Below are 13,153 nucleotides of genomic sequence, written 5' to 3'. Positions count from 1 at the left end.
TCGGTGCATGGACGCCGAAGAACTCGCCGCCCGCTGGCGCGAGCGACTGGACGCGTGGGCGATCCCCGCCGAGATCCTGGCCCGCGCGCCCCGCGACCCCTGGGGCCACGCGCCCGAGCGGTTCGCCGCGCGCACCGACAGGGCGCTGGCCGAGCGCGACGAGGGCCCCACCATGACCCGGGTGGCCGAGGCGCTGCCCGAGGGCGGCACCCTGCTCGACGTCGGCGCGGGCGTCGGCGCCGCGTCCCTGCCCCTCCACGGCCGTCTCGGCCGCCTGTACGCCGTCGACAGCTCCGCTGCGATGCTCGACGCGCTCACCGAACGGGCCGACAAGCTCGACCTGCCCGTCACCACCGTGGAGGGCCGCTGGCCCGACGTGTCCGGCGAGACGCCCGTCGCCGACGTGGCCGTCTGCGCGCACGTCGTCTACAACGTCCCCGACCTGCCCGCCTTCCTGCGCGCCCTGGACGAGCACGCCTCGCGCCGGGTCGTGCTCGAACTGTCACACCGCCACCCGATGGCCTGGATGACGCCGCTCTGGCAGCACTTCCACGGGGTCGACCGCCCCGTCAGGCCGGTCGCCGAGGACTGCGTGGCGCTGGCCGCCGCGCTCGGCTACGCGGTGCGGGTGGAGGAGCGCGAGGCGCCGCTGGAACGATTCGGCAGCCTGGACGAGCTCGCCGCCAGTGTCTGCCGCCGCCTCTGCCTCGACCCGGGGAGGGCCGGCGAGGTGGCCGGCACCGTGGCCGAACTCGGCATGTGGCCCGTGCCCCGCGACCGCTGGGTCACCGTCTGGTGGGAATGACGCGGGCCTCGCCGCCGTTCCCCCTCATGAGCCCCCGGCTCCCGGACGAGACGCGCCGTACCCGGTAAGCGAAGACGACGCACGACACCGTCGTCTCGTCGTCAGGAGTCACGTCATGGCGTGGATCGTTCTCGTGCTCGCCGGCCTCTCCGAGGTCGCCATGGCACTGTCGCTCAAGCAGAGCAACGGCTTCACCCACCTGTGGTGGACGCTGTCCTTCCTCGGCACGGCCGCGCTGAGCTTCGGCCTGCTCGCGTACGCGCTCAAGTCGCTCGACGTCGGCGCCGCCTACGCCGTCTGGACCGGCATCGGCGCCGTGGGGACGGCGGTGCTCGGCATGGTGGTCATGGGTGACGACGTGTCACCGGCCCGCATCGGGGCCATCGCCCTCATCGTGGCAGGCGTCATCGGGCTGCGACTCGCCGCGTAGACACTGGCTTGACGGTTTTGGCGGTGTCGCGGTTGGCTGTCCTCATGATCGAGCTTCAGGCAGTGACCGTCGATGCCGCCGACCCGTACGCCATCGCCTCGTGGTGGAGCGAGGCCACGGGGATTCCCGTGGACGAGGAGAGCAAACCGGGCGACGAGGAAGTGCTCATCAGGACGCCGGGCGGCCTCATGCTGCTGTTCATCCGCGTCCCCGAGGGCAAGACCGTCAAGAACCGCGTTCACCTCGACGTCAACGGCGCCGACGGGCGCACCCGCGACGAGGAGGTCGAGCGGCTGCTCGGCCTCGGCGCGACCCTGCACGAGGACCACCGGCAGGCCGACGGCTCCGGCTGGGTCACGCTGCGCGACCCCGAGGGCAACGAGTTCTGCGTCTGCAGGAGCGAGGCCGAGAGGAACGCCACGGCCTGACGCGGCCGCGCCCGCCGGGTCACCCGCCCGACCTGGCGCGGCCCTTCAGTGTGAGCGTCAGGATGCCGGCGATGAGGTAGACCAGCGCGCCGTGCCACAGCGACTGCACCGCGGAGCCGAACACGCCCTCGTCGTCCAGCACGAGCTGCACCGGGTAGTCGAGCACCACGGTGATGGCCGCGGGCAGCAGCGAGAACTTCCACGGGTGACGCAGGGACCACAGCCGCGCCTGCCGGGTGACCCGGTCACCCTCGTGCGGCTTGGCGACCGCGCCGATCGCGGCGATCAGCGCGAAGAGGCTGATGCCGAGCCCGAGGGCCCACACCAGGTCGCCGCCGCCGGTCAGGACGCCCACGCCGAAGCTGGCGGCCGTGACCACGCCGCCGCCGATGGCGGCGGCCTTCCAAGGGGCGCCGCGCAGCGCGGCGCCCGACAGCGAGACCTCGTCCCGTCGCGTGATTTCGTTCATGTACCTCATGCTGCCCATCCGTCCCCCTCGACGGCATCGGGGACGGACCCTGAACTGTCCCTGACATGATGCGGACATGCAGAAAACGGTCATAGAGCAGCTCGGTCCGGACGATGGCGAACGGCTGAAGGAGATCCGGCTCCGCGCGCTCCAGGAGGCGCCTGGCGCGTTCGGCTCCACGTACGCCAGGGAGGCGGCCTTCACCCCCGAGACGTGGGCGGAGCGGCTGCGGAACCCGGGCACGCGGTACTGGGTGGCGACGTCCGAGACCGGCCAGGACATCGGGATCGTCTGCGTCTACACCCACCGCGAGGGCCTGGAACTGGTCTCCATGTGGGTCGCGCCGGAGGCGCGCGGGCGCGGCGTGGCGGGCCGGCTGGTGGACGCGGCCGTCGAGTACGCGCGCGGCACCGGCGCGGAAGAGCTCACCCTCTGGGTCATCGGCGGCAACGAGGCCTCCCGCTCCCTGTACGTGTCCAAGGGCTTCGTCCCCACCGGCAGGGAGCAGGCGCTGCCGTCCGACCCGACCGTCACGGAGGTCCGCTACGCCCTTTCGTTCCTGTTCCGCGAGGCCAGGAGGGAGGACGTGCCCGCCATCGTGGCCATGCTGATCGACGACCACCTCGGAGCCACCCGCGAGGGCGACCCGCACGACCCGCGCTACCTGGAGGCGTTCGACCGCATCGCCGCCAACCCGTACGAGGAGCTGATCGTCGCCGAGCGCGACGGCGAGGTGATCGGGACGATGCAGCTCAGCTACCTGTCGGGCCTGGCGCGGCTGGGGGCCACCCGCTGCCAGATCGAGGCCGTCAGGGTCGCCGCCGCCCGGCGCGGCGAGGGGCTGGGCCGCAGGATGATCCAGTGGGCCGTGGACAGGGCGCGCGCCCGCGGCTGCGTCCTCGTGCAGCTGACCTCGGACAAGTCCCGTGTCGACGCGCACCGCTTCTACGACTCGCTCGGCTTCGTCGATTCCCACATCGGCTACAAGCTGTCGCTCTAGGCCCCTTCGCCCCCCGGCGGTCAGCCGCCGTCGCCGAGCTGTGAGAGCACCCACCTGCACCACTCGGCCCTGTGCCGCTCGTAGCCCAGCCCGCAGCGCAGCGTGGCGTAGTTGCCGAACCGGGGGTCGCCGAAGGGCGGAGGCCCGTCGTACGACGCCTCGGCCTGCTCATAGTCGGCCAGCCGCGCCTCGTGCAGCGCGAGCTGGTCGGCGAACAGCCGCCTGACCGTCTCAGGGTCCGCCAGCCACGACGCGTACGTCTTCAGCACGAGCTCGTCGCGCTCGACCCGCTCGCGCGGCGGCGCCGTCACCCACTCCCGCAGCGCGGCCTCCCCGGCCGCGGTCAGGCGGTAGACCTTCTTGTCCTGCGGGCCGGGCCCGTGCGCGGTCTCGAACTCCACCAGGCAGGCCGTCCGCAGCTTCTGCAGCTCGCCGTGGATCTGGCTGTGCCCGGCCGTCCAGAAGTAGCCGACGGGCCGCCGCATGGCCGCGGCGATGTCGTAGCCCGTGCGGTCGCCGCGCGCCAGCACGGCCAGGATCGCGAATCCCAGCGTTGAGGTCATGGTGCGGTCAAGGATATGGTGCCCTTGCGACTATGTCACTTTAGACATAGTAGGGAAGAAGGGTGTGGTCATGAGGCGAATCGTCGGTTCGTTAGCGCTCGTCCTGGCGGTGACCGCCTGCGGGGGCGAGGTCACCACCGCGTCGGGAGGCGGCACGGCGAGCGCCTCTCCCGCACCCTCCGGCTCCGCGAGCGCGGCGGCGACGACAGCGCCGCCCGCGGAGACCCCCGCACCCCTGCCCACCGGGCCCAACGTCTCCGGCTGCTTCACCGAGAAGGACGGCGTGATCTTCAAGCACGCCAACGACCTGCCCGGCGTCATCACGGGCAAGGGGCCGGTGGGCGTCGTCATCACGTACGAGCGCCGCGGCAGCGTGTGCGACTGGCGGCCGCTCTCCGACCGCCTGGTCGCGGCCGGCTACCGCGTCCTGCTCTACAACCGCGACTCCAGCATCTTCCCCGAGGACGGCGCCGTGGCGATGGGCAAGCGGCTGGCCAAGGAGAAGGGCGTCAAGCGGATCTTCGTGGTCGGCGGGTCGATCGGCGCCACCACCGCCGTGCCCGCCGCGGAACGGCTCGTCTCCGAGGCCAAGGGCGTGAAGGTGGCCGGCGTGGTCGCGCTGTCAGGCGAGGCCGACACCGAGAAGGCCGCCGCCCTCACCGTGCCGCTGCTCCAGATCGGCAGCGAGAACGACGGCTACGGCGGCGCCGACTCCATCCAGCGGATCGACGCCGCCGCCACCAAGGCCCCCGACAAGGACAAGCTGATCATCGCGGGCGAGTCGCTGCACGCCTCGGCCCTGTTCGACAGCCGTTACGGCCAGGAGGTCATCGAGAAGATCGTGACGTTCATGGACCGTCACAAGGGCTGATCTCCACCAGGTTGTCGTGGTAGACGGCGCCCCTGCCCATGTCGGCGTCGCGCTCCTCGACGACGGCGTTCGCGTTCGCGCCCCCGGGGCTGAACTTCGGCCAGCGCCCCTTCGGCGAGGCCACCACCCCGGGCGCCACCCGGTCGCTCACCTCCACGTCGGCCAGGAAGGCGCCGGCGTCGTTGTGCACCCGCACCCGCCGCCCGCTCTCCAGCCCGCGCGCCGCCGCGTCGGCCGGGTTCACCAGCACCACCGGCCCCTTGGCCCGCCGCCGCAGCTCCGGGTTGTTGCCGAACGTCGTGTTGAGGAACGTGTGCGGCGCCGGCGTCACCAGCGTCAGCGGGTACGGCGTCCGCCCGGCGTTGCGCGTCGCGTACGACGGCACGTACGCCTGGCCCGCGGGCGGGAAGCGCAGCCGCCCCGACGGCGTCGGGAAGCCCTCGGCGAACGGCGTGAACGGCTTGGGATAGCTCATCCGCACCCAGCCCTCCTTACGTAGCCTGTCAAGGGTGATGCCCTCCAGCGAGGGATGCCCGCTCGACAGCAGTTCCTCCGCCAGCTCCAGGTCCGAGGCGAACAGCGACGGCTCCGTCATCCCCATGTGCGCCGCCAGCCTGCGGAACGTCTCCGTCGTGGACAGGCACTCGCCCGGCGGCTCCACGGCCGGCTCGTTCCACAGCAGGTACAGATGGCCGTACCCGGCGTGCAGGTCCATGTGCTCGGTCTGCATCGTCGCGGGCAGCACCAGGTCGGCGTAGTCCACCGTGTCGGTCGGGAAGTGCTCCATGACCACCGTGAACAGGTCCTCGCGCGCCAGCTGCCGCCTGATCCTCGTCGTGTCCGACGTCGAGCCCACCGGGTTCGCGCCGTACACCCACAGGCACCTGACCGTGTCCAGCTCCGACGCCAGCCGCGTCATGACCCGCGTCCGCACCGGCCCAGGCAGCAGGTCGTCGCGGGCGTCGATGGTGAAGTGAACGTGCCCGCTCGTCGAGTACGCCACGCCGCCGCCCGGATGCCGCCAGTCGCCCGTCACCCCCGGGATCGCCGCGATCGTCCGCAGCGCCGCCCCGCCGCCCTCGTGCCGCTGGATGCCCATCGTGGCCCGGATCGCCGTCGGCCTCGTACGCGCCAGCCGCGTCCCCAGCGCCCGGATCCGCTCCGCCGGGATGCCGGTGATCTCCGCCACCCGCTCCACCGGATGGCGCAGGATCTCCTCGCGGAAGCCGTCCCAGCCCTGCGTGTGCTCGGCCAGGAACGCGTCGTCCTGCGCGCCCTCCTCCAGCACCACGTTGAGCAGGCCCAGGGCGAGCGCCGCGTCCGTGCCCGGCCTGATCGCCAGATGCTCGTCCGCCTGGTCGGCCGTCCTGGTACGGATCGGGTCGATCGCCACGACGTACGCGCCGTCCGCGCGCGCGTCCTGGATGAACTTCCACAGGTGGTGCCCGCTGGTCAGCGTGTTCGTGCCCCACAGCAGGATCAGCCTCGACAGCGCGAAGTCCTCGGGGTCCATGCCGCCCGCGGTGCCGTTCGCCCTGGTCAGACCGGCCGTGCCCGCCGCCGAGCAGATGTTCAGCCAGTGCTTCGAGGCCCCGAGCGCGTTCCAGAACCGCCGCCCCGCCAGGCCCTCGCAGCCCTGCAGGTAGCCGAGCGTGCCCGTGCCCACGTACGGCCAGATCGCCTCGCCGCCGTGCTCGTCCACGATCGCCCGCAGCCGCGCCGCGATCTCGTCCAGCGCCTCGTCCCAGGTGATCCGCTCGAACCGGCCCTCGCCCTTCGGCCCGACCCGCCGCATCGGGTACAGGATGCGGTCGGCCGCCCGCGTCTGCTCCAGGTAGCGGTTGACCTTCACGCACAGCGCGCCCCGCGTGTAGGGGTGGTCGGGATTGCCGCGCATCGTCACGGCCTCGCCGTCGCGCACGGTCACCACCCACGAGCAGGTGTCCGGGCAGTCCAGCGGACACGCCCCCAGAACCTTGAGTTCACCCGACATGCCCGACAGCCTATGCGGCCCTCCGCGGGCCAGGAGGTGAAGGGGCGGCGGTCCACCGTGTAGCCTGCCTCGCGCGACCTGGCGGCGCATCGGGGGCGTCACAGCCGGGGCGGCGGCATCGCGGGGAGCGGGCGACGCTTCGAGGGGCTCAGGCGCGGGCAGGGGAAGAGCTGGCCAAGTCCATACCCTGCCGCGATGACGGGAGTGACGTGAGGACACTGGGGGCTAGACATCGTACGGTCCGGCCGGGAAGGTGCAGAATCTCAGGCGGTGGCCGAAATCAGGGAACGAGATGACGCGGAGGACCTCGCGGAGGGGGATCCGGCCGTGGCTGAGGCGCGCGCCGACGGCGACGTCTACGTAGTCGAGCCGCTGCTGCCCCAGCGCCTGCGCCGCCCCTCCGACCTGCTGCGCTTCATCGCCACGCTGATCGTGCTCGGCGCGGTGATCCTGCTCGCGCTCGTCGCGAAGCAGACGCTGAACGGCCTGGAGGCCGACGTCACGGAAGGCGCGACGCTCGTCCCGCTGCTCAGCCGCATCGCGGCCTTCCTGGGCGGCGCGGCCGTGCTCATCGTGCCCGCCGCGTTCGCGGTCGAGCGGGTGTTCCACCGCGACGGGCTGCGCGTGGCCGAAGGTCTCATCGCGGCCATCATCGGCATGGCCGGATCGTTCCTGTTCGGGCAGTGGCTGGTCAGCGGCAACCTCACCGACCTCAACCAGCTCCTCACCGGCGGGCGCTCCATCGAGCCGCTGAACACGCTGCTCACGTCCGTGATCGCCTACGCCACCGCCGTGCGCATCTCGCGCCGGCCCACCTGGCGGGCGCTCATGTGGACCACCATCGCCCTCTACATCCTCGCGTTCTTCTCCGGCCGGCAGATGACCCTGCCGGGCGCCGCCGTCACCGTCCTCGTCGGCATGGCCATCGGCTACGCCACCCTGTACGGCGTCGGCAGCCCCAACACCCGGCCGCCCGGCAACGCCGTCGTCGCCGCGCTGCGCAAGCTGTCGTTCACCCCGGTGTCGGCCCGCCGCGTCGAGGACGACCACCAGGGCAGCCGCCGCTACGCCGTCGGGCTCGCCGACGGCACCAGCCTCGACGTCACCGTCCTCGACCGAGACCGCCAGGTGGCCGGGCTGCCGTACCGGCTGTGGCGGCGCATCAGGCTCAACTCCGAGACCAGGCGCAGAGCCATCAGGTCGCTGCGGGCCGAGCTGGAGCGCGAGGCCCTCATGGCGTACGCCGCCCAGGCCGCGGGCGCCGGCACCCCCAGGCTGCTCGGCACCAGCGAGATCGGCACCGAGGCCGCCCTCCTCGCCTACGAGCACATCGAGACCCGCCCCCTCGACGACCTGTCCGACTCCGACATCACCGACGAGCTGCTCGCCCAGATCTGGGAGCAGGTCGGGCTGCTGCAGATCCAGCGGCTCGCCCACCGGCGGCTCACCGGCGACAGCATCCACCTCGACCGGGCCGGCCGCGTCGTGCTGACCGACGCCCGCAGCGGCGAGATCGCCGCGGGCGACCTGCTGCTGCGCCTCGACATCGCGCAGCTGCTCACCTACCTGGCGCTGCGCGTCGGCGCAGAACGCTCGGTGCGCGCCGCCGCCGCCGTCATGGGCCCCGACGCGCTGGCCGCCGCCCTGCCGCTGCTCCAGCGCATCGCGCTGACCAGGGAGACCCGCGCGGCCCTCGCCAAGCAGAAGAACATGCTCGCCGCCATCCGCGAGCAGATCGGCGCGCTGCGCCCGCAGGGCAAGGTCGAGGAGGTACGGCTCGAACGGTTCAGGCCGCGCACCCTCATCACCATCATCGCCAGCACGCTGGCCGCCTACTTCCTGCTGTCGCAGCTCAGCCAGGTGAACATCTACCAGGTCGTCACCACCGCCAACTGGGCCTGGTCGGGCCTGGCGCTGCTGGCGTCGTTCGTGAGCTTCGTCGCGGCCGCGCTGATGCTCAGAGGGTTCGTGCCCGAGCACCTGCCGCTGTGGCGGACCGTGCTCGTGCAGTTCGCCGCCTCGTTCGTCAAGCTCGTCGCGCCCGCCGCCGTGGGCGGCGTCGCCATCAACACCCGCTACCTGCAGAAGCGCGGCATCTCCCCGGCGCTCGCCGTGGCCAGCGTGGGCGCCTCCCAGCTCATCATGATGATCTTCCACATCGGGCTGCTGCTGCTGTTCGCCTACATCACCGGCTCCAACACCACCACCTCGTTCACGCCGTCTCGCGGGCTCGTGCTCGTGCTGCTGGCGGTGGCGGTGCTGGTGGTGATCGTGCTCGGGGTGCCGCCGCTGCGCAGGATCGTCACCTCGCGCATGCGCAGGCTGTTCTCCAACGTGCTGCCCCGGCTGCTGGACGTGCTCCAGTCGCCGCGCAAGGTGGTCGAGGGCTGCGTCGGCACCCTGATGATCACCATCGCGTTCATCGTCTGCCTCGACGCCTGCGTCTCGGCGTTCGGCGGCACGCTCAGCTTCACCGCCGTCGCCGTCGTCTACCTCACGGCCAACGCGATCGGCTCGGCGGCGCCCACCCCCGGCGGCCTCGGCGCCGTGGAGGGCGCGCTCACCCTGGGGCTGACCGTCGCGGGACTGTCCCCCGAGCTCGCCACGTCGGCCGTGCTGCTGCACCGGCTGCTCACGTTCTGGCTGCCGGTGCTGCCCGGCTGGGCCTCCTTCACCTACCTCCAGCGCCACGAGGCCCTCTGATCCGCCCCGCTCCCGCCCGAGAAAGGGGCGGCGACCCGCAAGGCCGCAGGGCGGCCCTGGAACGGCGGTGTGGCGCGCCCGCGCCCCTTGGAGAACGGCGGGTGTGGCGCGTCCGGGCCGTGCGCCGGTCCGGAGAACGGCGGGATGGCGCGCCTGGCCGCGGAGCGGGCCTGGAACGCCGGGGGTGGCACCTCCGGGCCGTGCGTCGGTCTGGAGGACGGCGGGTGTGGCGGGTCCGCCCGTGGCGGGCCTGGGGGCCCGCCGCGCGCGGTCATGACGCCGGGGCGACCCGGGTGGTGATCTTGTCGATGGCCTCCAGCTCGTCCTCGGTGAACACGGGGCCGTCGACGCAGGCCACGTTGTCCTCCAGCTGCCTGACACTGCTGGCGCCGATCAGCACGCTCGTCACCCTGGGGTCTCTCATGGCCCACGACAGCGCCATCTGCGCCAGCGTCTGCCCCCTGCCCCTCGCGACCTCGTCGAGGTCGCGCGCCAGCTCCACGTTGACCTGCTCGGCGCTCAGGAACCTGCTCGTCGCCGCCCGCGAGTCGGCGGGCACGCCGTTCAGGTAACGGTCGGTCAGCAGGCCCTGCGCCAGCGGCGAGAACACGATGCAGCCCATGCCCGCCTCCTCCAGCACGTCGAGCAGCCCGCCCTCGATCCACCGGTTCACCATCGAGTACGACGGCTGGTGGATGAGCAGCGGCGTGCCCAGCTCCCGCATGATCCGCGCCGCCTGCGCCGTCTGCTCCGGCGAGTAGTTGGAGACGCCCGCGTACAGCGCCTTGCCCGAGCGCACCGCGTGGTCGAGCGCGCCCATCGTCTCCTCCAGCGGCGTCTCCGGGTCGGGACGGTGGCTGTAGAAGACGTCGACGTACTCCAGCCCCATGCGCCGCAGCGACTGGTCGAGGCTGGCCAGGACGTACTTGCGCGACCCCCACTCGCCGTACGGGCCCGGCCACATGTCGTAGCCCGCCTTCGTCGAGATGATCAGCTCGTCGCGGTACGGCGTGAAGTCCTCGCGGAGGATCCTGCCGAAGTTCCGCTCGGCCGACCCGTACGGCACGCCGTAGTTGTTGGCCAGGTCGAAGTGCGTCACGCCGAGGTCGAACGCGCGGCGCAGGATCGCTCGCGACGTCGCGATCGGCCGGTCGTCGCCGAAGTTGTGCCACAGCCCGAGCGACACCGCGGGCAGCTTCAGCCCGCTGCGCCCGCTCCGGTTGTACGGCTGCCGCTCGTAGCGGCCAGGATCGGCCTGGTAGGTCATGCCGTGCCCCTTTCGATGATCCAGGAGAGCGCGAACGCCTCCTCGCGCCAGGCGTCGTACCGCCCGCTGCGCCCGCCGTGCCCCGCTCCCATCTCCGTCTTGAGCAGGAACGGCCCGCCGCCCGCCGTCGCGCGCAGGCGCGCGACCCACTTGGCCGGTTCGTGGTAGAGCACGCGCGTGTCGTTCAGGCTCGTGATCGCCAGAATCGGCGGGTACTCCCTCCCGTCGACGTTCTCGTACGGCGAGTAGCTCTTCATGTAGGCGTAGACCTCGGGATTGTGCAGAGGGTCGCCCCATTCGTCCCATTCGATCACGGTCAGCGGCAGCGACGGGTCGAGGATCGTGTTGAGCGCGTCCACGAACGGCACCTCGGCCACCACGCCCGCGAACTCCTCGGGCGCCAGGTTCGCCACCGCGCCCATCAGCAGCCCGCCCGCCGAGCCGCCCCTCGCGATGACCCGATCGCTCCAGCCCGACGCCTTGAGGTGCCTGGCCGCCGCCACGAAGTCGGTGAACGTGTTCCGCTTCCTGGTGAGCTTGCCGTCCTCGTACCAGTGGCGGCCCATCTCGCCGCCGCCCCTGACGTGCGCGACGGCGAAGACGAACCCGCGGTCGAGCAGCGACAGCCGCGGCACCGAGAACGCCGGGTCGATCGACGTCTCGTAGCTGCCGTAGCCGTACAGCACGGTGGGGGCGGGGGTGGCGGTGTCCTTGCGCTTGACGACCGAGACGGGCACCCGGGTGCCGTCGTCGGCCGTGGCCCACTCGCGGAACTGCTCGTAGTCGGCGGGGTCGTAGCCGCCGAGCACCGCGCGCCGCTTGAGGAGGATCAGCTCGCGGGTGGCGAGGTCGTAGTCGTAGACGCTGGCCGGGGTGACCATGCTGGTGTAGCCCAGGCGCAGCCGCCCCGTCGTGAACTCGGGGTTGCCGGCGGGAGCGACGTCGTACAGGGGCTCGGGGAAGCCGATCTCGTACGCGTCCTCGACGGCGCGCTCCGCCCTGGGACGCCAGCCGCCGTCGCCGGCCTCGGGATAGGGCAGGACGCGCAGGCCGGTCAGCCCGGCGCGCCGGAAGTGCACCACCGCGTGGTCGGAGAACGCGTCGATCTCCAGGAGCCGCGTGTCGTCGCGGTGCGCGACGAGCGGCGTCCACTCGCCGGGCGCGTCGAGCGGGGCCGTGGCCAGCTCGAAGTTCTCGGCGTTCTCGTTGTGCAGCACGTAGAAGAAGTCGCCGGCGTGCTCGATGCCGTACTCGACTCCGGTCTTCCTGGGACGCACCAGGCGGAACTCGCCGGACGGGTCGGACGCGTCGAGGACGCGCACCTCGCTGGTGATCTTGCTGCCCGCACCGAGCACGAGGTACTTCTCGCTGCGCGTCAGCCCGATGCCGACCCAGTAGCGCTCGTCGTCCTCCTGGTAGACGAGGACGTCCTCCTCCGTGCCGAGCGTGTGCCGGTAGACCTGGAAGGGCCTCCACGCGTCGTCCACGCGGGTGTAGAAGAACGCCGAGCCGTCGGCCGACCAGGCGCCGCCGTAGAAGATGCCCTCGATGACGTCGGGGAGCACCTCGCCGGTCTCCAGGTTCCTGAACCTCAGGGTGAAACGCTCGTCGCCCTTGAAGTCGGTGGAGTAGGCGAGCATCGTGCCGTCGGGGGTGACGGCGCTCGTGCCGATCGAGAAGAACGGGCTGTCGCCGGCGAGCTCGTTGCCGTCGAGGATGACCTGCTCCCGGTCGAGCCGCTCGCCCGGCGTGACCACCGGGGGCGCGTCGCCGTCGGCGGGGACGCGGCAGGAGATGCCGTACTGCTTCCCCTCCTCCGTGCGGGAGAAATACCACCACGCGCCCTTGCGGCTCGGGACCGACAGATCGGTTTCCTGGGTCCGGCCCTTGATCTCCTGGAACACCTGCTCCTGGAGCTCGGCGAGATGAGCGGTCTGCTGCTTGAGGAACTCGTTCTCGGCCTCGAGATAGGCGATGGTGTCGGGGTCCTCCTTGTTGCTCAGCCACGCGTACTCGTCGATGACGGTGTCGCCGTGATGGGTGCGCTCCGTAGGGATCTTCTTCGCCACTGGCGGCGTGTTGCTGCTCACGTGGGGAGTCTATGGTCGGCCGTGATCGTTCTGTGGCCTTGTGCGGCGGGCGAACGCGTCTCGAGCGCTCGGATGCGCTGCTAATCTTGTTGAGCCGACGCGGTGCGGCACAACTCTCCCTCACTCACTCCGGTGACTTCGGTGCGTTGTGGTGTGCTCGTGCTGGTAAGCTTGAAGAGTTGTCCCGGAAACGGGGCGGCGGTTATTCCGGAAAGTCGATCGAGTCCCGGTCAATTTGACAGAGACTGGAACGGCTGAAAGAATAAAGACACAACGAAAACGAAATGAACGCCTCAAAGTTCGAGAGCCGAACGGTTTGAGAACGACGAAGAACGCGTCCGTTTCTTGAGAACTCAACAGTGTGCTTAAAGCCAGTGCATGATTATCATGTAACACCCCGTCATTATTGACGGATTCCTTTTGGTTGGGATTCAACCAGCTTCAAACATTGTTTGGAGAGTTTGATCCTGGCTCAGGACGAACGCTGGCGGCGTGCTTAACACATGCAAGTCGAGCGGAAAGGCCCTTCGGGGT

At 71.1% G+C, this 13,153-nt stretch carries 11 protein-coding genes, 1 rRNA gene and 1 riboswitch; of the genes, 7 read left to right on the top strand and 5 right to left on the bottom strand.

The genetic code is table 11. The features are described from left to right. The first annotated feature begins 7 nt into the window (after positions 1 to 7). From BMX74_RS40190 to BMX74_RS40180, 3 genes are all read left to right on the top strand, one after another. On the top strand, positions 8 to 805 hold the full coding sequence (locus BMX74_RS40190; RefSeq protein ID WP_055509473.1) for a class I SAM-dependent methyltransferase: 798 nt from the start codon (positions 8 to 10) through the stop codon (positions 803 to 805). A gap of 25 nt (positions 806 to 830) precedes the next feature. Then, positions 831 to 889: riboswitch (guanidine-III (ykkC-III) riboswitch) on the top strand. 31 nt (positions 890 to 920) lie between these two features. Then, positions 921 to 1,235: a DMT family transporter gene (locus BMX74_RS40185; RefSeq protein ID WP_055509474.1), complete on the top strand. Its 315-nt coding sequence runs from the start codon at positions 921 to 923 to the stop codon at positions 1,233 to 1,235. Positions 1,236 to 1,279: 44 nt separating this feature from the next. After that, positions 1,280 to 1,663 carry a VOC family protein gene (locus tag BMX74_RS40180; RefSeq protein WP_055509476.1) on the top strand — a complete coding sequence of 128 codons (384 nt, stop codon included), beginning with the start codon at positions 1,280 to 1,282 and terminating at the stop codon, positions 1,661 to 1,663. Positions 1,664 to 1,682: 19 nt separating this feature from the next. On the opposite strand, the gene BMX74_RS40175 is transcribed toward BMX74_RS40180, so the two are convergent. After that, positions 1,683 to 2,132, bottom strand: coding sequence for a hypothetical protein (locus tag BMX74_RS40175; RefSeq protein WP_055509478.1), 450 nt, complete (start codon positions 2,130 to 2,132; stop codon positions 1,683 to 1,685). Between the two features lie 76 nt (positions 2,133 to 2,208). Here BMX74_RS40175 and BMX74_RS46540 point away from each other — a divergent pair, with 76 nt between their 5' ends. Beyond that, positions 2,209 to 3,132, top strand: a complete 924-nt coding sequence (locus BMX74_RS46540; protein ID WP_091105668.1) for a GNAT family N-acetyltransferase — start codon at positions 2,209 to 2,211, stop codon at positions 3,130 to 3,132. A 20-nt stretch (positions 3,133 to 3,152) separates the two neighbouring features. On the opposite strand, the gene BMX74_RS40165 is transcribed toward BMX74_RS46540, so the two are convergent. Beyond that, positions 3,153 to 3,695: a PadR family transcriptional regulator gene (locus BMX74_RS40165; protein ID WP_055509480.1), complete on the bottom strand. Its 543-nt coding sequence runs from the start codon at positions 3,693 to 3,695 to the stop codon at positions 3,153 to 3,155. 70 nt (positions 3,696 to 3,765) lie between these two features. Here BMX74_RS40165 and BMX74_RS40160 point away from each other — a divergent pair, with 70 nt between their 5' ends. Continuing rightward, entirely contained in the window at positions 3,766 to 4,566 is an 801-nt protein-coding gene (locus BMX74_RS40160; RefSeq protein WP_143078933.1) for an alpha/beta hydrolase, read from the top strand. Here the strand turns inward: BMX74_RS40160 and BMX74_RS40155 are convergent. After that, complete coding sequence (locus tag BMX74_RS40155; RefSeq protein ID WP_091105666.1) at positions 4,544 to 6,559, bottom strand: molybdopterin-containing oxidoreductase family protein; 2,016 nt, start codon at positions 6,557 to 6,559, stop codon at positions 4,544 to 4,546. The two genes, BMX74_RS40160 and BMX74_RS40155, sit on opposite strands and share 23 nt — an antisense overlap. A gap of 327 nt (positions 6,560 to 6,886) precedes the next feature. On the opposite strand from BMX74_RS40155, the gene BMX74_RS40150 reads away from it, so the two are divergent. Beyond that, complete coding sequence (locus BMX74_RS40150; protein WP_055509623.1) at positions 6,887 to 9,262, top strand: lysylphosphatidylglycerol synthase transmembrane domain-containing protein; 2,376 nt, start codon at positions 6,887 to 6,889, stop codon at positions 9,260 to 9,262. 271 nt (positions 9,263 to 9,533) lie between these two features. Here the strand turns inward: BMX74_RS40150 and mgrA are convergent, their stop codons facing one another. After that, a complete protein-coding gene (gene mgrA, locus BMX74_RS40145; protein WP_055509487.1) occupies positions 9,534 to 10,529 on the bottom strand; it encodes an L-glyceraldehyde 3-phosphate reductase in 996 nt (331 codons plus the stop codon). After that, positions 10,526 to 12,619, bottom strand: coding sequence for a S9 family peptidase (locus BMX74_RS40140; RefSeq protein ID WP_091105664.1), 2,094 nt, complete (start codon positions 12,617 to 12,619; stop codon positions 10,526 to 10,528). Before BMX74_RS40140 ends, mgrA begins: the two co-directional genes overlap by 4 nt. Before the next feature lie 449 nt (positions 12,620 to 13,068). Between BMX74_RS40140 and BMX74_RS40135 the strand changes: the two genes are divergently transcribed. Continuing rightward, positions 13,069 to 13,153 (top strand): 16S ribosomal RNA (locus tag BMX74_RS40135); the annotation flags it as partial.

The organism is Nonomuraea pusilla (genome assembly GCF_900109355.1).
GTDB lineage: Bacteria > Actinomycetota > Actinomycetes > Streptosporangiales > Streptosporangiaceae > Nonomuraea > Nonomuraea pusilla.
Note: the sequence above shows the minus strand (reverse complement) of the source record. Positions and strands in the feature narration are given on the sequence as shown.

What these genes read in the sequence shown, in the direction of transcription:
- BMX74_RS46540 (WP_091105668.1), top strand. Translation starts at nt 2,209, where the DNA reads ATGCAGAAAACGGTCATAGAGCAGCTCGGTCCGGACGATGGCGAACGG.
- BMX74_RS40180 (WP_055509476.1), top strand. Translation starts at nt 1,280, where the DNA reads ATGATCGAGCTTCAGGCAGTGACCGTCGATGCCGCCGACCCGTACGCC.
- mgrA (WP_055509487.1), bottom strand. Translation starts at nt 10,529, where the DNA reads ATGACCTACCAGGCCGATCCTGGCCGCTACGAGCGGCAGCCGTACAAC.
- BMX74_RS40185 (WP_055509474.1), top strand. Translation starts at nt 921, where the DNA reads ATGGCGTGGATCGTTCTCGTGCTCGCCGGCCTCTCCGAGGTCGCCATG.
- BMX74_RS40160 (WP_143078933.1), top strand. Translation starts at nt 3,766, where the DNA reads ATGAGGCGAATCGTCGGTTCGTTAGCGCTCGTCCTGGCGGTGACCGCC.
- BMX74_RS40155 (WP_091105666.1), bottom strand. Translation starts at nt 6,559, where the DNA reads ATGTCGGGTGAACTCAAGGTTCTGGGGGCGTGTCCGCTGGACTGCCCG.
- BMX74_RS40165 (WP_055509480.1), bottom strand. Translation starts at nt 3,695, where the DNA reads ATGACCTCAACGCTGGGATTCGCGATCCTGGCCGTGCTGGCGCGCGGC.
- BMX74_RS40190 (WP_055509473.1), top strand. Translation starts at nt 8, where the DNA reads ATGGACGCCGAAGAACTCGCCGCCCGCTGGCGCGAGCGACTGGACGCG.
- BMX74_RS40175 (WP_055509478.1), bottom strand. Translation starts at nt 2,132, where the DNA reads ATGAACGAAATCACGCGACGGGACGAGGTCTCGCTGTCGGGCGCCGCG.